This window comes from Haloterrigena salifodinae, from assembly GCF_003977755.1.
Classification (GTDB): domain Archaea; phylum Halobacteriota; class Halobacteria; order Halobacteriales; family Natrialbaceae; genus Haloterrigena; species Haloterrigena salifodinae.
Map to the genome: position 1 here is coordinate 1,639,871 of NZ_RQWN01000001.1, position 18,901 is coordinate 1,658,771.

General features: G+C 66.6%; 22 protein-coding genes. 12 read left to right on the forward strand and 10 right to left on the reverse strand.

The annotated features are described in order from the left end of the window. The first annotated feature begins 35 nt into the window (after positions 1 to 35). From EH209_RS08215 to EH209_RS08225, 3 genes are all read left to right on the forward strand, one after another. On the forward strand, positions 36 to 863 hold the full coding sequence (locus tag EH209_RS08215; protein ID WP_126662384.1) for a molybdopterin synthase: 828 nt from the start codon (positions 36 to 38) through the stop codon (positions 861 to 863). Positions 864 to 1,112: 249 nt separating this feature from the next. After that, complete coding sequence (locus EH209_RS08220) at positions 1,113 to 1,358, forward strand: DUF7123 family protein (RefSeq protein ID WP_126662385.1); 246 nt, start codon at positions 1,113 to 1,115, stop codon at positions 1,356 to 1,358. 226 nt (positions 1,359 to 1,584) lie between these two features. Then, positions 1,585 to 2,748, forward strand: coding sequence for a site-2 protease family protein (locus EH209_RS08225; protein ID WP_126662386.1), 1,164 nt, complete (start codon positions 1,585 to 1,587; stop codon positions 2,746 to 2,748). Between the two features lie 93 nt (positions 2,749 to 2,841). Here EH209_RS08225 and thiL read toward each other — a convergent pair whose 3' ends face one another. Then, a complete protein-coding gene (thiL, locus tag EH209_RS08230) occupies positions 2,842 to 3,768 on the reverse strand; it encodes a thiamine-phosphate kinase (protein ID WP_126662387.1) in 927 nt (308 codons plus the stop codon). A 162-nt stretch (positions 3,769 to 3,930) separates the two neighbouring features. On the opposite strand from thiL, the gene EH209_RS08235 reads away from it, so the two are divergent. From EH209_RS08235 to EH209_RS08245, 3 genes are all read left to right on the forward strand, one after another. After that, positions 3,931 to 4,386: a 30S ribosomal protein S19e gene (locus EH209_RS08235; RefSeq protein WP_126662388.1), complete on the forward strand. Its 456-nt coding sequence runs from the start codon at positions 3,931 to 3,933 to the stop codon at positions 4,384 to 4,386. Positions 4,387 to 4,491: 105 nt separating this feature from the next. Beyond that, on the forward strand, positions 4,492 to 4,839 hold the full coding sequence (locus EH209_RS08240) for a DNA-binding protein (protein ID WP_008893616.1): 348 nt from the start codon (positions 4,492 to 4,494) through the stop codon (positions 4,837 to 4,839). Next, on the forward strand, positions 4,839 to 5,441 hold the full coding sequence (locus EH209_RS08245; protein WP_126662389.1) for a DUF7411 family protein: 603 nt from the start codon (positions 4,839 to 4,841) through the stop codon (positions 5,439 to 5,441). The genes EH209_RS08240 and EH209_RS08245 overlap by 1 nt, the downstream gene beginning before the upstream one ends. 44 nt (positions 5,442 to 5,485) lie before the next feature. On the opposite strand, the gene EH209_RS08250 is transcribed toward EH209_RS08245, so the two are convergent. Then, positions 5,486 to 6,526 carry a sensor histidine kinase gene (locus EH209_RS08250; protein ID WP_126662390.1) on the reverse strand — a complete coding sequence of 347 codons (1,041 nt, stop codon included), beginning with the start codon at positions 6,524 to 6,526 and terminating at the stop codon, positions 5,486 to 5,488. Between the two features lie 195 nt (positions 6,527 to 6,721). Here EH209_RS08250 and hisS point away from each other — a divergent pair, with 195 nt between their 5' ends. The 3 genes from hisS to EH209_RS08265 all read left to right on the forward strand — a co-directional run bounded on the left by hisS (position 6,722) and on the right by EH209_RS08265 (position 10,356). After that, complete coding sequence (hisS, locus tag EH209_RS08255; protein WP_126662391.1) at positions 6,722 to 8,026, forward strand: histidine--tRNA ligase; 1,305 nt, start codon at positions 6,722 to 6,724, stop codon at positions 8,024 to 8,026. 224 nt (positions 8,027 to 8,250) lie between these two features. Beyond that, a complete protein-coding gene (locus tag EH209_RS08260) occupies positions 8,251 to 8,778 on the forward strand; it encodes a DoxX family protein (protein WP_126662392.1) in 528 nt (175 codons plus the stop codon). A 102-nt stretch (positions 8,779 to 8,880) separates the two neighbouring features. Then, on the forward strand, positions 8,881 to 10,356 hold the full coding sequence (locus tag EH209_RS08265; protein WP_126662393.1) for a sulfatase-like hydrolase/transferase: 1,476 nt from the start codon (positions 8,881 to 8,883) through the stop codon (positions 10,354 to 10,356). A gap of 180 nt (positions 10,357 to 10,536) precedes the next feature. On the opposite strand, the gene EH209_RS08270 is transcribed toward EH209_RS08265, so the two are convergent. The 5 genes from EH209_RS08270 to EH209_RS08290 all read right to left on the reverse strand — a co-directional run bounded on the left by EH209_RS08270 (position 10,537) and on the right by EH209_RS08290 (position 13,610). Continuing rightward, positions 10,537 to 10,974, reverse strand: a complete 438-nt coding sequence (locus EH209_RS08270; RefSeq protein ID WP_126662394.1) for a desampylase — start codon at positions 10,972 to 10,974, stop codon at positions 10,537 to 10,539. A 6-nt stretch (positions 10,975 to 10,980) separates the two neighbouring features. Then, on the reverse strand, positions 10,981 to 11,937 hold the full coding sequence (locus EH209_RS08275) for a cobalamin-binding protein (protein ID WP_126662395.1): 957 nt from the start codon (positions 11,935 to 11,937) through the stop codon (positions 10,981 to 10,983). A 304-nt stretch (positions 11,938 to 12,241) separates the two neighbouring features. Continuing rightward, a complete protein-coding gene (npdG, locus tag EH209_RS08280; protein WP_126662396.1) occupies positions 12,242 to 12,910 on the reverse strand; it encodes an NADPH-dependent F420 reductase in 669 nt (222 codons plus the stop codon). Between the two features lie 93 nt (positions 12,911 to 13,003). Beyond that, the gene (locus EH209_RS08285) at positions 13,004 to 13,285 is read right to left on the reverse strand and encodes a hypothetical protein (RefSeq protein WP_229380070.1); all 282 of its coding nucleotides are present in this window, start codon (positions 13,283 to 13,285) and stop codon (positions 13,004 to 13,006) included. A 67-nt stretch (positions 13,286 to 13,352) separates the two neighbouring features. Beyond that, positions 13,353 to 13,610, reverse strand: a complete 258-nt coding sequence (locus EH209_RS08290) for a hypothetical protein (protein ID WP_126662397.1) — start codon at positions 13,608 to 13,610, stop codon at positions 13,353 to 13,355. A gap of 132 nt (positions 13,611 to 13,742) precedes the next feature. Between EH209_RS08290 and EH209_RS08295 the strand changes: the two genes are divergently transcribed. Together EH209_RS08295 and EH209_RS08300 are read left to right on the forward strand one after the other, a co-directional pair. Next, positions 13,743 to 14,780: an LLM class flavin-dependent oxidoreductase gene (locus tag EH209_RS08295; RefSeq protein ID WP_126662398.1), complete on the forward strand. Its 1,038-nt coding sequence runs from the start codon at positions 13,743 to 13,745 to the stop codon at positions 14,778 to 14,780. 479 nt (positions 14,781 to 15,259) lie between these two features. Beyond that, positions 15,260 to 16,099 carry a glycerophosphodiester phosphodiesterase gene (locus tag EH209_RS08300; protein ID WP_126662399.1) on the forward strand — a complete coding sequence of 280 codons (840 nt, stop codon included), beginning with the start codon at positions 15,260 to 15,262 and terminating at the stop codon, positions 16,097 to 16,099. 21 nt (positions 16,100 to 16,120) lie between these two features. Here the strand turns inward: EH209_RS08300 and EH209_RS08305 are convergent, their stop codons facing one another. The 3 genes from EH209_RS08305 to EH209_RS08315 form a co-directional block, all read right to left on the reverse strand. Further along, positions 16,121 to 17,002: a TIGR01548 family HAD-type hydrolase gene (locus EH209_RS08305; RefSeq protein ID WP_126662400.1), complete on the reverse strand. Its 882-nt coding sequence runs from the start codon at positions 17,000 to 17,002 to the stop codon at positions 16,121 to 16,123. Between the two features lie 113 nt (positions 17,003 to 17,115). Further along, a complete protein-coding gene (locus tag EH209_RS08310; RefSeq protein WP_126662401.1) occupies positions 17,116 to 17,808 on the reverse strand; it encodes a metalloprotease family protein in 693 nt (230 codons plus the stop codon). Between the two features lie 66 nt (positions 17,809 to 17,874). Continuing rightward, positions 17,875 to 18,288 carry a UPF0146 family protein gene (locus EH209_RS08315; protein WP_126662402.1) on the reverse strand — a complete coding sequence of 138 codons (414 nt, stop codon included), beginning with the start codon at positions 18,286 to 18,288 and terminating at the stop codon, positions 17,875 to 17,877. 39 nt (positions 18,289 to 18,327) lie between these two features. Here EH209_RS08315 and EH209_RS08320 point away from each other — a divergent pair, with 39 nt between their 5' ends. After that, positions 18,328 to 18,849, forward strand: coding sequence for an archaemetzincin family Zn-dependent metalloprotease (locus EH209_RS08320; protein ID WP_126662403.1), 522 nt, complete (start codon positions 18,328 to 18,330; stop codon positions 18,847 to 18,849). The last annotated feature ends 52 nt before the right edge of the window (positions 18,850 to 18,901 follow it).

An 18,901-nucleotide genomic window follows, 5' to 3' on the forward strand; every position in this document is an offset into this window, starting at 1 on the left:
ACAGCTACAAAGCCCGACGCCGCCATGTCACAACTATGCACGTACTCGGCATCTGCGACCGCGGCGCGGACCGCGACGCCGTCGAGCGGGTCTGCGATCGCCTCGTCGATCGCCTCGAGCGGGAGGGACGCGTCGGCGTGGTCAGATACGACGCGACGATCGCGGACGGGACGGCCGTCCACGACTCGACGACGGTCGGCGGCGACGTCAGCTACGAGCTCGGCGCCGACGGCGACTGGGCCGCGTCCGGGACGGGACTGGGCGTCGGCGACGCCCTCGATCGGCTGGCGTCCGACTGCGCGTACGCCGTCGTCGTGGGCGTCGAGGATCTCCGCCATCCGACGGTCGTCGTCGGGACGGACGACGCGGACGAGGAGGGCATTATCGCGGCCGTCGAACAGTCCGACGACCTCGATCCCGACGCCGTCGCGGCCGAACTCGAGTCGCGCGAGCCCCACGAAACCCTCCACTCGCTGGTCGATCGCATCAAGCGGTCGCCGAAGGCCGATCAAGCGGGGGCGATCGCGACGTTCACCGGCCGCGTCCGCGCGAAGGACGACACCGACGACGCGCGCACCCAGTACCTCGAGTTCGAGAAGTACGAGGGCGTCGCCGACGAGCGAATGGCCGCCCTCGAGACGGATCTCGAGGCCCGCGACGGCGTTCTCGAGGTCGAACTCTACCACCGAACCGGCGTCGTCGAGGACGGCGAGGACATCGTTTTCGTCGTCGTTCTCGCCGGACACCGCGAGGAGGCGTTTCGGACCGTCGAAGACGGGATCAACCGGTTGAAAGACGAGGTGCCGCTGTTCAAGAAAGAAGTGACAGTCGAGGACGAATTCTGGGTTCACGAACGAAGTTAGTACTTGATTCCATGAACTTTCCGTTCAAAATAGGTCAAGCCTCCCGGAACGGAACACTCTATCAGCCATGATAATCGAATGTGCGATAATAAGTTAGCGGCGGTTTTAAAAGGTCTCGAGCCCGCTCACCGTTCGATAAATAATCACCGAATCGAGAATAAAACGTCCATTACCCACCAAATACCTAAACACAACCGAAATTTCGCTAACCATCCTCCCTTTATAACATATCCCGGCAACAAGCAGTGGATGTCGATGAGCACGACAGCCCAACCCTCCACGGACAGCAAGGAACGACGCCTGAAACGATATCTCCGCGACCGCGCCGAAGACGGAGAGCTATACTTCAAGGGCAAGTTCATTGCTGACGACGTCGGGATGTCCCCCAAGGAGATCGGCGCGCTGATGGTCAAACTCTCGGAGTCGGCTACCGACCTCGAGATCGAGAAGTGGTCGTACACGAGCGCAACCACCTGGCGCGTCGAATCGGCCTGATCGTGCCCTCGCTTCGCTCGAACAGCCCCAGGTCCCCGGTAGCGACCTGACGAACGCCCTCGTACCGCGCGACACCCTGCCGGCCGGCGCGTCTCCGACGCCATCCGGCCCACCCTGAGGTCCCTTTCCTCCGTTTTCGTCGGCCCGTACTAGCGCTCGAGTTCGACTCGCCGAAGACCCTGCCGACGACAGTCGATTTATACGCCGGGCTCTTTAATCACGGATGATGGACGACGCCGATGTCCCCCGGGTCGGTCCGTCGATCGACGACGACCCCTCGCTCGGGGACGGCCCGCCGCTCGAGCGTATCGAGTCGGTCTTTCGGGTCTACGAGATGCGGGCCGAGGACGATCAGCTGGTGTACTACGGCGATCCGCGTACCAATCCGGAGCGGACGATGGAGGAGCTGTGGCCGGTATTTCGCGAAGCGGGCTACGACCCGCAGTTGACGGTGCGCCACGGCGAGTACGTCCTCGTCGCCGAGCCGATCAGCATCGGGATTGACGGCATCCCATGGACTAACATCCTGTTGCTGTGTGCGACGATCTGTTCGACGCTGTTCGTCGGCGCCTTCTGGTGGTATCCGGGAATCGATCCGTTCGGGGGTCCGATCGAGATCCTCGGCGCGTGGCCGTTTTCGGCCGCGGTGCTGACGGTGCTCGGTGTCCACGAGCTGGGCCACTACGTGATGAGCCGCTACCATCAGGTCGACGCCTCCCTGCCGTACTTCATTCCCATCCCGACGATCATCGGGACGATGGGGGCGGTAATCAAGCTGAAGGGGCGGATGCCGAACCGAAAGGCCCTGTTCGACATCGGCATCGCCGGTCCGCTGGCGGGACTCGTCGCGACGGTCACTATCGCCGTCGTCGGACTCCACCTGCCGCCAGTGACGATCCCCGAACCGGTCGTGCAGCAGGCCGAAGAGAGCGGCTTCCGACTCGGGATCCCGCCGATGCTCGAACTGATCGCGGCGGCGATCGATCAGCCGCTGTATCTCGACGACCCGTCGCGAAACGTCAATCCGGTCGTCATCGGCGCCTGGGTCGGCATGTTCGTCACCTTCCTCAACCTGATCCCCGTCGGCCAGCTCGACGGCGGCCACATCCTGCGGGCGATGATCGGCGACCTCCACGAGACGGTCAGCGCGCTCGTCCCCGGCGCGCTGTTCGCCCTCGCCGGCTACCTGTACTACATCGGCGGCTACGGGCTGCAGACGATCTTCATCTGGATCCTCTGGGGGTTCCTGGCCACGCTCCTCGCGTCGGCGGGCGGAGCGCAGCCGGTCACCGACGGCCGGCTCGGTACCTGGCGGCAGCTACTGGGCGTCGTCACCTTCGGGCTCGGACTGCTCTGTTTCATGCCAGTCCCGCTCGAGGTCATCCAGTAGCGACGGACGCCGACGGCCCGGAGCTGTCTCCGATCGTCGACGACCTGTTTTCCGTCCCCGGTCGCCAATGGTCTGCTTTCCGTCCGCAATAGCTCACGTCCCGTGGGTATAGCCCCGATCCGGGAGTTTCTCGCCGTCCAGCGTGATTCCCTCGACCGGCTCCGTGACCGACCCGATCGCCGAGAGGTCGACGTCGATCGCCGCCCGCACCGTCTCGAGGGCCGACTCCGGAAGCGTCACGACGAGTTCGAAGTCCTCGCCGAAGGTGATCGCGCGCTCGAGCGGCTCCGCGTCCGTCCCCTCGTCGTCAGCTAGTTCGAAAAGCGCCTCGGCGACGGGGACCGCCCCTGAGTCGACCGCGAAGCCGCAGTCGCTGGCCTCGGCGAGCTGGTGGAGCGACCGGGCAAGGCCGTCGCTCGAGTCCATCATCGCCGTCGCGTGGGGCGCGAGGGCCGCGCCGGCCGCGACTCGGGGCTCGAAGCGAAACAGCTCGTTCGCCCGGTCGACGCTGCTGGCGTCTTCGTCGCTCCCGGCGTTATCCCGAGCGCTGCGTTCGAACAACTCGAGGCCGGCCGCGCTGCGGCCCAGCGTCCCGGTGACACAGAGCAGGTCGCCGGGTTCGGCCCCGCTACGGCGGACGGGGTTGTCGCTCCGGCCGACCGCGGTCGTCGAGACAGTGAACTCGGTGTGGCCGTCGAGGTCGCCGCCGACGTAGGTCGCGTCGACACGGTCACAGACGTCGCGTGCGCCCCGAACGAACGCGAGGAGTTCGTCGCGGTCGAATTCGGGGGCGGCGTAGGCCGCGACCGCGGCGGTCGCGTCGGCGCCCATCGCGGCGACGTCCGACAGCGACGCGCCGACCGCACGCCAGCCCGCCGTGTAGCGGGTCGTCCCCGTCGGGAAATCCGTCCGCTCGTGGAGCATGTCCGTCGTGATCACCAGGTCGTCGACGACGGCCGCGTCGTCACCGGCAGCCTCGAGTTCGCCCTCCAGCAGCGACAGGGCGGCGCGTTCGTCCATACGTCCCGTTTCTATTCCAACACGAAAAACCGCCCGGACTGCAAGCTGGACGCCTCGAGAAACCGCGGCCCGCCGGGCGCCGAGTCCCTGCGAGCGGTCGCCACACCACCGCTGCGCGGGACAACGATGGCCTTAAATGCCGGCGACGGGAACCACACGCCAATGGCTACGATGTACGACGTTCCGGCGGACGACCTCATCGAGGCGCTCGCCGACGATCTCTCGGATCGACTCGAGGAACCGGAATGGGGCAAGTTCGCCAAGAGCGGTGTCGCCAACGAGCTGCCGCCCGAACAGGAGGAGTTCTGGGCGACTCGCGCGGCGAGTCTCCTGCGGAAGGTCGCCGACCGCGGCCCGATCGGCGTCGAGCGACTCTCGACCGAGTACGGCGGCGCGAAGGGCGGTTCGAACCGCTACCAGGTCGCCCCCGACAAGCGCACCGACGGCTCGAAGAACCTCATCCGAACGATCCTCCAGCAGCTCGAAGAGGAAGACCTCGTCGAAACCGCCGAGGGTGAAGGCCGACGCATCACCGCCGAGGGTCAGAGCCTCCTCGACGACACCGCCGGCGAGGTCCTCGAGGAACTCGACCGTCCGGAACTCGAGCGCTACGCGTAACGCGAGATAAATTCAGTTTTCACGCCGAACACCCCTCGAGCGCCGACAGTATCGTCTGTCGTCCGAAATCATTTTCCGCCGTGCGAAACAACAGTTGTGATAGCAATGAGCGATGCACCCGACGAGGAGAAACTCGAGGAGCTGCGACAGAAGAAAATGGAGCAGCTACAGGAGCAGGCCGACGGCCAGCAGGGTGGCTCGCAGGAGGCCGCCAAACAACAGGCCGAGGCCCAGAAGAAGGCCGTCCTCCGCCAGCACCTGACCGACGACGCCCGCAAGCGGCTCAACACGGTCAAGATGAGCAAACCGCAGTTCGGCGAACAGGTCGAACGACAGGTCGTCAGCCTGGCCCGCAGCGGCCGTATGCAGGGCAAGATCGACGACGAGAAGATGAAACAGCTCCTCCAGGAGCTGAAACCCGACTCCCAGAGCTTCGATATCAAGCGGCGCTGATGGAGCTGGGACTGCTCTACAGCGGCGGCAAGGACTCGACGCTCGCGGCCCTTCTCCTCGAGGAGTTCTACGACGTCACGCTGGTGACGGCCCACTTCGGCGTCAGCGACGACTGGAAACACGCCCGCGAGACCGCCGCCTCGATGGGATTCGAGTTCGAGCGACTCGAACTGGACGCCGATGTCGCTCGCGAGGCCGCGGCGACGATTCGAGAGGATGGCTTCCCCCGCAACGGCATCCAGCGGGTTCACCAGCACGCCCTCGAGCGACTGGCCGACCACGAGTACGACGCCATCGCCGACGGGACGCGCCGGGACGACCGCGTGCCGACGATCTCTCGCGCGCAGGCCCAGAGCCTAGAGGATCGCCACGATGTCGACTACATCGCACCGCTGTCGGGCTTCGGCCGCACCGCCGTCGATCGGCTGGTCGAGGCGCGACTCGAGGTGACCGTCGGCCCGAGCGAGGAGATCGATCGCGCCGACTACGAGGCGGAACTCCGGACGATCATCGCCGACGAGGGCGGCCCCGGGGCCGTCGACGACTGCTTCCCCGATCACACGCAGACGTACGTGACGGGCGTTCGGCGAGCGAGCGAATAAGCCGCGTTGTGCCGGCGCGCTCGAGCAGAGAGAGGCGCCGAGCGCTACCGCGTGAACTCGAACCGCGCGCCGCCGTTTTCGCTTTCCGTGACCGCGACCGACCAGCCGTGTGCGTCCGCGATGGCGCGGACGATCGCGAGCCCGAGTCCGGACCCGTCCTCGGCCGTCGAATACCCCTGCTCTAAGATCTTGTCGCGTTCGTCCTCGGGAATCCCAGGGCCGTCGTCTTCGACGAAAAAGCCCCCCGAACAGACGCCGACGCGGATGGTGATGTCCTCTCGGCCGTGCTCGATCGAATTCCGAAAGAGGTTCTCGAAGAGCTGTTTCGCCCGCAGCGGATCGACCTGGAGCGTTCGGTGGTCGACCACCTCGTAGGTCGCCTCGTCGGTTGCGGTCGACGACCAGGCGTCGCCGGCGAGTTCCTCGAGGGGCACCTCGTAAGTCTCCTCGACCTGGGTCCCGCTGCGGGCGACCGACAGCGACTCCTCGATCAGCTCGTCCATCCGCGTCAGGGCGGCGTCGACCTCCTTGAGGTGGTCGGCGTTCCCGGTTTGGAAGGCCGCATCGAGGCGCCCGCGCGCGACGCTGAGGGGGTTCCGGAGGTCGTGGCTGACGACGCTGGCGAACTCCTCTAAGCGCTCGCTCTGCCGGCGCGCCTCGCGGGTCGCGGCCCGCTGTTTGATGTCGTAGATGCCGGCGACGGTGCCGGCGCCGACGCCCATCGTCCCGCTCATCAACAACAGGAACAGCGGCGAGCGGGAGCCGAGTCCGTCGAGGTAGGCGATGTAAAGGTGTAACGCCGCCACAATGAACGCGGCGAGAAAGCCGCCGAGACTGTACGCGAAGACGGTAAGTCGATCCCGCGCCGAGACGTCCTGCGCGACGAGGAACCGGTCGGCGAGGATGACCGCCGTCGCGATCACGAGCGGAAAGATGCTCTCGAGTATCGTCCTCGTCGAGAGGGTCTCGCCGGCGATCCGCACGCCGATGGTAGCGGCGAGGACGAATCCGAGGATCGACAGCGGCGAGACCGGGAGCTGTTTACCGACGTCCGCGACCCAGTCATCCTCTTCGAGCCGTTGCACGGGCGTATCTCAGCACCGAGCGAGCTATCAATGTATTGGAGAATCTCGCCGCGAAGTGCGTCGAACTAACGCCTCCAGCGGTCGAACCAAACGGGCGACGGCGAGAACGCCGAACGCACGGACGCTGACGGGGGACGAATCGCCACCCGAGCGACAAAGGACAGTTTGAAGCGCGGCCTAAACGAATCGGGGGACATGTACGACCACCTCAAGGGATTTCGTGACTTCTACCCCGCCGAGATGGGGGCGCGCCGGGAGGTTATCGACAGCCTGGAGGCCGCGGCACGACGGTACGGCTTCCGGGAGGTCGGCACCCCCGCACTCGAGCGCACCCAGATGTACGTCGACAAGAGCGGCGAGGAGATCGTCGAAGAGCTCTACGCGTTCGAGGACAAGGGCGGCCGCGAGGTCGCACTGACCCCCGAGTTGACCCCGACTGTCGCGCGGATGGTCGTCGCCAAACAGCAGGAGCTCTCGAAGCCGATCAAGTGGGTCTCGACGCGGCCGTTCTGGCGCTACGAGCAGGTCCAGCAGGGCCGGTTCCGCGAGTTCTACCAGACCAACGTCGACATCTTCGGCTCGAGCGAACCCGAGGCCGACGCCGAGATTCTCGCGTTCGCCGCCGACGCGCTGACCGACCTCGGCCTGACCGGCGAGGAGTTCGAGTTCCGCGTCTCCCACCGCGACATCCTCGGCGGGCTCTTCGAGTCGTTCGACGCCGACGTGGACACGGCCGCGGCCATCCGCGCCGTCGACAAATCCGAGAAGATCAGCCACAACGAGTACCACGACCTGCTCGTCGAGGCCGGCCTCAGCTACGATCAGGCCGCCGAGTTCGACGACCTGCTCGCGGTCGGCGAGGACGACCTCGACGAACTCGTCGAGTTCGCCGGGACGGACCGCGTCGAAGCGGCCGTGACCAACCTCCAGAACGTCCTCGAGGCCGCGGCGGACTTCGGCGCCCGCGAGTACTGTACGCTCTCGCTGGAGACCGCCCGCGGACTCGATTACTACACGGGCGTGGTCTTCGAGTGTTTCGACTCGACCGGCGAGGTCTCCCGGTCGGTCTTCGGCGGCGGCCGCTACGACGATCTGATCGAGAGCTTCGGCGGCCAGCCGACGCCCGCCGTCGGCGTCGCGCCCGGCCTCGCGCCGCTCTCCTTGCTCCTCCAGCGGGCGGACGTCTGGCCGGACGAGGCGTTTACGACCGACTACTACGTCCTCCAGATCGGCGACACGCGGTCCGAGGCCGCCCGGATCGTCCGCGACCTCCGCGAGCACGGCCACGTCGTCGAGACCGACGTCGCGGATCGCTCCTTCGGATCGCAGCTGAACTACGCCGACTCGATCAACGCCGAGACGGTCGTCGTCGCCGGCGAGCAGGACCTCGAAAACGACGAGGTGACGATCAAGGAGATGGAGTCGGGCGACCAGACGCAGGTCCCGGTCGATGAGTTCCCCGGCGACCTCGAGCGACCGACGTACGACGACTTCGCCTGACGGTCGCCGCTTGCCGGCACTGGTTTTCGATTCCGATTTCCGAACGGAAGCGCGCGTGACGGGACGAACCGACGGGTTCGAAGACGTCGAACAGCTTGCGGTTGCAGCCCGTCTTTTAAACACCCACTATTGCAGGGGAGATTCGGGCTCGTTCCACTCGAACGAGAATCTGAGCCCGTCTTAAGCCCGTATAGCGCCGAGTAGTGACTGGAAGGTGAGCGCTAATGGCAACTAACGAAGCAACCGTGCAGTGGCTGGGGAAGCGCCAGGAGTTCGACTACGCCGACGGGGTCGCCGGCTACGTGATGGTGGGGGTCCGACTGATCGTCGGTTACTGGTTCCTCCACGCCGGGTGGGGGAAACTCGTGGCCGGCGAGCCGTTCGACGCGGCGGGCTACCTGCAACACGCCGAGACGCCTATCGCCCCGCTGTTCGAGCTCGTCGCCGGGACGCCCTGGCTGCTCGAGTTCACCAACGTGATGATCCCGCTCGGTGAGTTCTGCATCGGACTGGGGCTCATTGTGGGGGCGCTCGTGCGCCTGGCCGCCTTCTTCGGTGGCGTCCTCATGGTGTTGTTCTATCTTGGCAACGCCGACTGGGCGAACGGCTACGTCAACGGCGACCTGCTCGGACTCCTCATGTTCGTGCTCGTCGGGGTCTTCGCCGCGGGACGGCTCCTCGGCGTCGACGCCTACCTCGAGGAGACCGAGTTCGTCCGTCAGCGGCCGTGGCTGGGCTACCTCCTCGGGTAATGCCGCGGGGTAGCCCGGCCCGGTTCGATCGGTTTCGGTTTTCCACTATTCTACTCCGCAGCAGGGCCCACCATTAACTACGGCGTCGGTGTACGACGCCCGATGGCCGACAGCCGCCCGAACGTTCTGTTCGTCCTCACCGATCAGGAGCGCTACGACTGCACGGCGCCCGAGGGGCCACCCGTCGAGACGCCGGCGATGGATCAACTCTCGAGCGAGGGGATGCGCTTCTCGCGGGCGTGTACGCCGATCAGCATCTGCACGAGCGCCCGCGCCTCCCTCATGACTGGCCTGTTCCCCCACGGCCACGGGATGTTGAACAACAGCCACGAGGCCGACGCGATCCGGCCGAACCTGCCGACAGACCTGCCGACGTTCTCCGAGGAATTGGCCGACAGCGGCTACGACTGCAGCTACACCGGGAAGTGGCACGTGGGCCGCGACCAGACCCCCGAGGACTTCGGCTTCTCCTATCTCGGCGGCAGCGACAAACACCACGACGACATCGACGAGGCGTTCCGCGAGTACCGCGAGGAGCGCGGGGTTCCGCTCGGCGAGGTCGATCTCGAGGAGGAACTCTACACCGGCGACGACCCGCGCGATGCGAGCGAGGGGACGTTCGTCGCGGCGACGACGTCCGTCGACGTCGAGGAGACCCGCGCGTACTTACTCGCCGAGCGGACAGTCGACGCGATCGAGGACCACGCCGAGAGCGGTGGCGACGCGCCCTTCTTCCACCGCGCCGACTTCTACGGTCCCCACCACCCCTACGTCGTCCCCGAGCCCTACGCCTCGATGTACGACCCCGACGAGATCGACCCGCCCGAAAGCTACGCCGAGACCTACGACGGGAAGCCCCAAATTCACGAGAATTTTCACCACTATCGGGGCGCCGACGGCCTCGAGTGGGATCACTGGGCCGAGGCCACCGCGAAGTACTGGGGGTTCGTCTCGCTGATCGACGACCAGCTCGCGCGGATCCTCGAGGCGCTCGAGGACCGCGGACTGGCGGACGAGACGGCCGTCGTCCACGCCTCGGATCACGGTGACTTCGTCGGCAACCACCGCCAGTTCAATAAGGGCCCGCTGATGTACGACGACACCTACCGGATCCCCCTCCAGGTGCGCTGGCCCGGCGTCGTCGAGCCCGGATCGACCTGCGAAGCGCCCGTCCACCTGCACGACCTCACGGCGACCTTCCTCGAGATGGGCGGCGTCGACGTCCCGGAGTCGTTCGACTCGCGGAGTCTGGTGCCACTGCTCGAGGCCGGCGGCGACCCGGACGCCGCGCCCGACGACTGGCCCGACTCTACCTTCGCCCAGTACCACGGCGACGAGTTCGGCCTCTACACCCAGCGGATGGTCCGCACGGAGCGGTACAAGTACGTCTACAACGGCCCCGACATCGACGAGTTGTACGACCTCGAGGCCGACCCTGCCGAGTTGCAGAATCTGATCGACCACCCCGACTACGCCGACGTTCGCGAGGAGATGCGAGAGCGGCTCATCGACTGGATGCACAAGACGGACGACCCGAATCAGGGGTGGGTTCCGGATGTGCTCGAGGACGTCTCGTGACGGACCCGACGAACTACGTGCGGTGGCGCGCGGCGTGACGTGGTGAGCGAACGGCGAACCACGTCACGAAGTCGTGCGAGGGATGAGCGAGCGACGGGAGGAGAGAGCGAGTCGGCTGGGGAGGAACGTGGAAATCCCCGTTGCCACGGGTGCAGGGTGCTCGTCGTCGGTAGCCGCCGATCATTCGAGAGCGAGCCGTTCGCTCTCGAACCGTTCGCCAGCAGCATCCTCCCGCCACCGCCACGAGCCGATCTCGAGAGGCTCGAGCGAGACGATCAGGTACGACCGATCGGGCCAGGTCGCCTGCGTTTCGTCGGTCGCACTGGGCTGGGGTGGCCCGCGGGGATGGGAGTGATAGAAGCCAACGATTTCCTCGCCGCGGTCCTCGAGGCGCTCGAAGACCTCGAGTTGCTCCTCGGGATCAATTCGATACCGGGTCCGCGGCGTCTCGGCGATGTTTTCGGCGGGATACTGCGAGTGAACCCGACTCCGTCCCTCGGGCTCGAAGTCGCCGCCGAAGATTCCGCAAATCTCCTCTGGAGCGCCTTCGCGGGCGTGCTCGAGGATCGCGTCACGAATCTCGGTCGGAACGATGAGTTCGGGATCGGAACCGGTCACGGGTAGCTATGCCTCCGCCTCGAGTCGATCGGTCAACTGCTCGAAGGGGACCGCGATCTCCTCGAGCGCGACGGGCGGCGTCTCGGAGTCGAACAGCTCCGGCTGGACGACCGGGGCCAGCGCCTCGAGGGTATCCACCAGTCGCGGACCCGGCCGGTTCAGGTAGTGGTGACCGTCCATCGCCCAGACGCGGCCCTCGCGGACCGCGGTGAGGTCGTCCCACCCCTCGTGCTCGGTGAGGTCCGTCGTGTTCTCAGCAGTCTGCTCGAGGCCGAAGCCGCAGGGCGCGACGACGATCAGTTCGGGGTCGTACTCGCGGATGGAGGCCCACTCGCGGGGACTCGAGCGCTGGCCCGGATCGGCCAGTCCGTACTCGCCGCCGGCCCAGTCGACCAAGTCGGCGGTCCAGTGGCCCGCGATCATGACGGGGTCAGTCCAGTCGAAGATCGCGACGCGGGGCCGGTCGTCAGGCTCGAGGTCTGCTCCGGCGGTTCGCTCTCGAACGGCGTCGATTCGGGACTCGAGGTCCGCGCGAACCGCTCGAGCGTGTTCCTCGCGACCCGCCGCGCGGCCGATCCGCTCGAGGTCCTCGAGCATGTCGTCGACACTGTGCGGATCGGTAGTGAGAATCTCCGGGTCCGCGTCGATCTCCTCGATAGCGTCCTCCATGACCACTTCGTCGACTGCACAGACGTCACACATCCCCTGCGTGACGATCAGGTCCGGCTCGAGGGCCTCGAGGAGTTCGGTGTCGACGTCGTAGACGCCCCCGTCGTCGGCGGTCTCGAGCACCTGTTCGTCGATCTCCGAACTCGAGGCGTCGGCGTCGATCCTCGAGTCGGTGACCGATGGGACCGACTCGACGCCGGGCGGATAGTCGCACTCGTGGGAGACGCCCACGGGTTCGATCCCGAGCGCGGCCACGGTTTCGGTCGCCGAGGGGAGCGTCGTGACGATTCGCATGGCTTGTCGTAGGTGGGGAAGGGTGAAAAACCGCCGCCTCTCCTCGAGTTCGTCCGTCCTCGAGTTGTTCATCCAAGGAATCAGATTGCAACGATTACAAAGACAGACGAAGACTCGAGCGTTCTGCTCATGCTGGCGGCGAGGGTTTCCACACGCCTCCCCAGCCGATTCGCTCACTCACTTCGTTCGTTCACTCATCCCTCGCGCAGAGTCGTCGATCGATCCTCGCTATCGCTCGGCCGATCGATAGCGCGCGCCACCGCACGTGGTTCGACCGGAGTGCGACAGAAACGCCGATAGACGTTCAATTAAACTTCACACCGACGTCGTGCAGGTCGTCGTTGTACTTTGCGATGTTGATCACGAGTGGCGTGACGCTCTCGACCTCGGCCGCGTTCGCGAGGGGACCGACGTCGAGCGCGCGCAGGCCCTCGATCTCGTTGGCGAGGTTGCGGACGGTCTCCTTGGCGTCATCGTCGTCAGCGACGAGGAGGGTGTCCAGGTCCAGCTCGTTGTCCAGATCCGAGAGCGCGTCGGCCGCGAGGTTATGGAAAGCGCCGACGACGGGCACCTCGTCGGGCGCTCGTTCGGCGACCAGTTGGGTGACGCTGCCGGTTCCCGGCGGGTGGTAGTGCAGGCCGTCCTCGTCGCCCTGCATGCCGACCGCGGGGGTGACCAGGATCGTGTCGGAATCGAGGTTGTCGGCGACGGCTTCGACGGTGTCACCGGCGTAGTACGGCGGGACGCTGAGAACGACGACGTCGGCCCGGTCGGCCGCCATCTCGTTGGCGAAGCCCTTGACGTCCGCGTCGGCGCCGCGGGACTCGAGGTTCTCCTCGTAGGTGTCGACCGCGTCGCGGGCCTTCTCGGGATCGCGCGAGCCGATGAGGACTTCGTGATCCGTATCGCGTGCAAAGCGCAGGGCCAGCCCCTGCCCGATATCGCCGGTTCCGCCGAGTAGTGCGATTCGCATACTCGCCTTTCGGGACGGCATCCGAATAAAAGGGGTGGAGGCCGGCCGATATCGCCGGATTTTCCGAGATCAAGGAATAGCCGCCAGATCGGCTCACTCGCGGATCGACGGCCCGAGTCCGAGGGCCGACGCGGCGATCCCGAAGCCGACGAGGATCCCGCCGATTCCAAGTGCGGTTCCGCCCGACGAGGGATCGGCCAGCACTCGAGCGCCCGTGGCTACGAACAGAAGCGCGAGGCCGAGCAGCAAGACCGTTCCGAGGACGTCGAGCAGCGCGTCCCTGACGGCGGTCCGGATGACCGTATACAGTTCGTCTCGCTCGAGGGCAACCACCACGTCGTCTGAGCCGACATCCCGTCCGGAATCTGTTGTCATACTAACGAGTTATCGCTGGTCCCGATAAAGATGACAGGATCGACACCAACGCACGGCGACGGAAACCTCAGGGCGCGTCGTCGTCCTCTGGGTTCATCGCCGCGCCAAGCCCGCTGTCGTACGCGTCGCGCTCTTTGATCTCGCGAATGCGCTGGTCGAGGCGCTCTTCGAGTTCCTGCCGTCGCCCCTCGTCGACGTCGGGATCGTTCCCGAGATTTTCGATATCCTGGCGAGCGGTCCGCAGGACTGACACCGCCTCGTCGGTCTCGAGGTCGGTCGCGCGGTCGAGGCTCCGTTCGACGTCCTCGAGGGTGGTCTCGGTCATGGGAACGGCTTCGGGTGCGAGCGGGGTGAAAGCTGGGCCGTCAGTGGTCGGGTACGGAGCCGTCGCCGACCGAGAGTCGGCAAGGGCTCGGCGAAAGGCTACACACTTCCCGCGCTGCCCCCATCACGAGGTATGGAGCTCTCGATCGTCGATCTCGCACCGATGCCGGAGGACGGTACCGCGACAGAGGCGTTCGACCACACGGTCAAACGCGCCCAGCGGGCCGAGCAACTCGGCTACTCGCGGTTCTGGGTGGCCGAACACCACGACTTCACCGACTCCGTCGCGAGCACGACGCCGGAGGTGGTGATCCCCTACGTCGCCGCGAAGACCGACGAGATCCGGGTCGGCTCGGGTACCGTATTGCTCAACCACTACAGCCCGTACAAGGTCGCCGAGACGTTCGGCGTCCTCGACGCCCTGGAGCCCGGCCGGATCGACCTCGGTCTGGGCCGGGCGACGGGGAACCCGGCGAGCGACCTCGCCCTCCAGCCGGATCGCAGCCAGCGGCGACGGACCGGCGACGATCAGGCGGAGAAGATCGACGAGGTCGCAAGCCACTTCCATGACGGATTCGCGGACGACCACCCGTTCGGCGAACTCGAGATCCCCCGGTCGGGCGACTCCGCGCCCGAAATCTGGGTCCACGGCTCGAGTCCCGCGAGCGCGAAGATCGCCGGCGAACTGGGACTGCCGTACTGTTTCGCCGCGTTCATCCGCCCCGAGCCGGCCGTGCAGGCGTTCGACACCTACCGGGAGCACTTCGAGCCCTCGCCGGACGGCGCCGGCCTCGAGGAGCCCAGCGGCGCCATCGCGGTGAACATGACCTGCGCCGAGACCGACGCGGAGGCCGCGCGGCTCCGCGCGACCGCCGAAGCCTCGTCGCGACTGCTCCGCAACGGGCAGGTCGACCGACTCCCGATCCGGTCGGTCGACCGGGCGATCGACGTCCTCGGCGGGGTGCCCGATCCGACGCCGACGGACATCGAACCCGGCGACTGGCCGCGGTACCTCTCCGGCGGGCCGGAGACGGCCCGCGAGATCCTCGAGGAACTGACCGCACAGGCCGGGGTCGACGAGGTCGTGATCCAGAGCCAGCACGCAGACCCCGAAACGACGCTGCGCTCGCACGAACTGCTCGCCGACGCCGTTGGACTCGAGGCGCGGTGACAGGAACTATCGACCTTCGGACTGACGAACTGAGTGCGGTGGCGCGCGCTGGGACGTGGTAAGCGAACAGCGAACCACGGCGCGAAGTCGTGCGAGATCTTCGTGAGTGAACGAACGAAGTCGTTCGAGACGGCTTCGCCGTCTCGTGATGCGAAAAATCCCCAATTTTTCAGCAGCTTGTCAGAACTCACTCTGACAGTGGATGTGTGAGCGAGCGCAGCGAGTGAGCGTTAGCGTGGAACCGGAGGTTCCGCGAACCATGCGAACGGGCAGAGCGCGGCGCAACGCGCCGCGATTGTCGGGACGGCGGAGCCGTCCCGCAGCGCCCGTGAGCAGAAATCGGTTGGGGAGGGTGTGGCAATCCCCGTTGCCAGGATGAGCAGCGTGCGAGATTTGTTTCCTCGAGTCATCGAACGCTATCCTCCGACGAATACCCACGAGAACACAGCCTCCATTAGCCCCGCCGTCGTCCTCCGACCATGGACAGTCCAGCGGTGATCGCCCACCGCGGTTACGCCGGCGTCGCCCCGGAGAACACCGTCGCAGCGGCCACAAATGCGGCAGCGAACGACGAAACGGCGATGCTCGAGATCGACGTCCAGCCCGCGGCCTGCGGCACGCCGGTCGTGATCCACGACGAGCGCCTCGAGGGCACCGATACCCGCGACGGCCGTCCGCTGACCGACGCAACGGGCCTCGTCTGGGAAACGTCGCTCGAGGAAATCCGAGCCGCACGCGTCCTCGGGACCGACGAGACGGTGCCGACGCTCGCGGAACTGCTCGAGGCGATCCCCGAAACGGTCGGCGTCAACGTCGAACTCAAAAATCCGGGGACGGCCGACCTGCGGTTCGGCGAGTCCCTCCCAGCCGAGGATCGGGCCGACCGCCGCGAGGTCTGGACGCCGTTCGTCGAGCGCGTGATCGAAACCTGCGACGCGTTCGACGGCGAACTCCTCTTCTCGTCGTTCTGTGAGGGCGCGCTCGCGACCGTCCGCGAGATCGCTCCTCGGTACGCCGCCGCGACGCTCGTCTGGGACGACCTCGAGGCGGGACTCGAGATTGCCCGCCGCTACGACTGCGAGGCGATCCACCCGCCGAGAAACGCGATCGCCGGGACGGCGCTGGCTGACACCGAGTACGCCGGGTTCGGCGCCGGCGGGCCCGAGATCGACGTGCTCAAGGACGCCCACGCCGAGGGCCGGACGGTCAACGTCTGGACGGCCGAGAACTGGCGCCAGTTCGAGGCGCTGGCCGCCGCCGGCGTCGACGGGATCGTCGTCGATTACCCGGGGCTTGGAACGTACTCGAGCGATCAGTAGCCGGTAGCGGGACCGAACGCCCTACGACTCGAGCAGGTCGGGCAACGCGTTGATCGACTCGAGGACGGCCGAGGCGTCCTCGGTCTCGTACTTCTGACGCCCCTCCTCACCGGTGAGACCGCCCGTGAGGACGCCGATCCCGTGGTACTCGCGGTCCGGGTCCGCCTCACGAGCGTTATTGGCCGTCCGAACGTCGTCTAACGTGTCGCCGACGAAGACCACGCTGTCAGCGTCGAACCGTTCGGCGAGCGTCGTCAGCGCCCGCGGGTGGGGCTTCCCTTCCTCCCAGTCGTCCATCGTGAACCGATGCTCGAGCGGAATCGCCGCCTCGAGGCCGACGCGCTCGAGGGCGATCTCGGCCTCGGCTTCCGGCCGCCCCGTCAGGATTCCGACGTCGATCGCATCGTCCTCGACGATCGCGTCGCGGGTCGACTCCTCGAGCAGGACCGGTTCGTCGTGGATGAACCCGCGCGTCTCGACGTCGGGCTCGCCGCCCTCGAGCCCCCGGTAGAGATCGGCGCCGAGGTACAGTTGCTGGAAGACGTCGCGAAGCCGCTCGCGGTCCCAGCGCTCGAGAACGCGCTGGGTCGCTCGGGCACCGAGATCTGCGCGGATCGCGTCCTCGGCGGCCTCGAGGCCGCCGCCGCGGGCGGCGATCTCGTCCGTGAAGTCGTCGATCGACGCGCCGTACCCCTCGCCGGTCGCGAGGACGTACAGCGCGGCGGCGTAGGTCAGTTCCCAGTCGTTGTTGAACCCGCCGGCGTCCTTGAACTGCTGGATGTCGGCCTTGCGGATCGTCCGGTCGTAGACGCGCTCGACGGAGTCGACGATCGCGCGTCGGTAAGAGTCGGCGACGTCGACGAGCACTCCGTCGACGTCTAACACGACGGCGTCTGCGTTCATACCCGTCCAGACGGGCCGCCGAAGATAAAGGCGGTCGGATTCCGCTCGTGGGAACGCCCCAACTATGTGCGACCTGCGTCTCCCGGCGCAGCGACCAGGAACGACGCGATCCCTCAGAACCCGAGCCCGCCGACCGCGTAGAACGCCAGCAGACAGAGCCCCAGCGCGTACAGGACGTCGGCCCACAGCCACGAGAGCAGGTTCACGACGTAAATCACGACGACGACGGGGACGCCGAGCAGGACGACCGGTCGTCGCCGCCACTCCGAGCGGGAGTGCGTCCAGAGCGTGTTCGCGTCGCCGGTGCTCGGGAACGCCTGCACGCCGACCGCGAGGCCGAGCCATCCCAGCGCGATTGCGAGCGCGAGTTCGCCGCTCGAGGCCGCCGCGAGACCGTCGCGCAGTGCGGTCACCGACGCAATCGGGTCCGCGGTCGCGGTAGCGAGGGCGTCCGCGATTCCGAGCGACGACGCGAGCGCGGCGAACCCGAGGAAGGCCGCGACCGAGACGACGGTGTTGACCAGAAACGGGGCGACGCTGATCGCGAACGACTCGCGGTACCGTCCGGGCTGGGCGTGGCGGACGTAGCCCGGCGGGTCGCCGAACCGGAAGTAGACGACCTCTTTGACGGGCACCCCGACGAGGTGACAGACTTGCTTGTGGGCGAGTTCGTGGACGACGACGCCGGGGGCGGCGAGGAGGCGCATTACGACTCGGGTGATAGAGCCGACGACGGAGACGATCACCGTCACCGCGACGAGAACGGCGAGGGTCGCGACAAGGGGCGAAGCGGCATCAGGGATCATCGGTAACTGAACTGTTCCGAACGGTGGTAATTCCTTCGACCACGAACAATGGGGCGCGGCCGACGATCACCGCCGGCGTCCGGCCGCCGCTCGAGCGACGTACAGCGTTCCCGTCTCGATCGTCCGGCGTTCGACCGGGATCGCGGGCTGGTCGCCGCCGAGGGTCGTAAACAGGAGGTCGGCGTCGGCCTCGCGGGCGACCGCGAGCGCCGGTCGGTGGAGTTCCGGGGGAAGGTTCAGCGCGTAAATCGCGTCAGTCGCGGCGTAGACCGCCGGGTCGGGGTCGACGATATCGTCGCGGACGAACCGCACGCCGTCGGGGACCGACCGGTCGTGGACGTCCGTCGCGGTGACGGCGACGCCGCGATCGGCCAGCGCGGCCGCCACGTCGGTCCGACGACCGATCCCGACCTCGACGAGCCGATCGTACTTGGTCAGGGTCTCGAGCAGCGTCTCCGCGTTCCGGCGAGAGTGGGCCACGGCGGGACGTTTATGCCACCCGCGGCCATAGCCCTTGCCATGCTCGTCGATATCGTGCCGGTCGGCAACGTCCCCGCGAACGTCAAGCGGGCGGCCTCTACAGCGTTGCGATCGGTTTACGACTGCGACGTCACTGTCAACGACTCGCAGTCGATCCCCAACGGTGCTTACGACGCCGACCGGAACCAGTACGCCGCCGAAACGTTCATCCAGCTCGCCGAACGGGTCGGCCGCGGGACGAAAAACATCGCGATCACGCCACACGACCTCTTCTACCGCCGGCGCAATTACGTCTTCGGGCTGGCCTACCTCGACGGCAGCGGGAGCGTCGTCTCGACCTATCGCCTCCAGACCTCGAGCGACGGCGGCTTCTCGAATCAGAGCGCCGAGGATATCTTCGAGGATCGAGTCCGCAAGGAGATCGTCCACGAGATCGGCCACACCTACGGGTTAGAACACTGCGACAACAACCGCTGTGTCATGAACTTCTCGCCGACGGTCCGCGAGGTCGATATCAAAGAAGAGAACCTCTGCGGGAGCTGTCAGCGGCTGATTAGCTGATCATCGGGCCAGAAGGTCGCTTCGGATCTCTGCTGACTGGAGCCACGGCTCA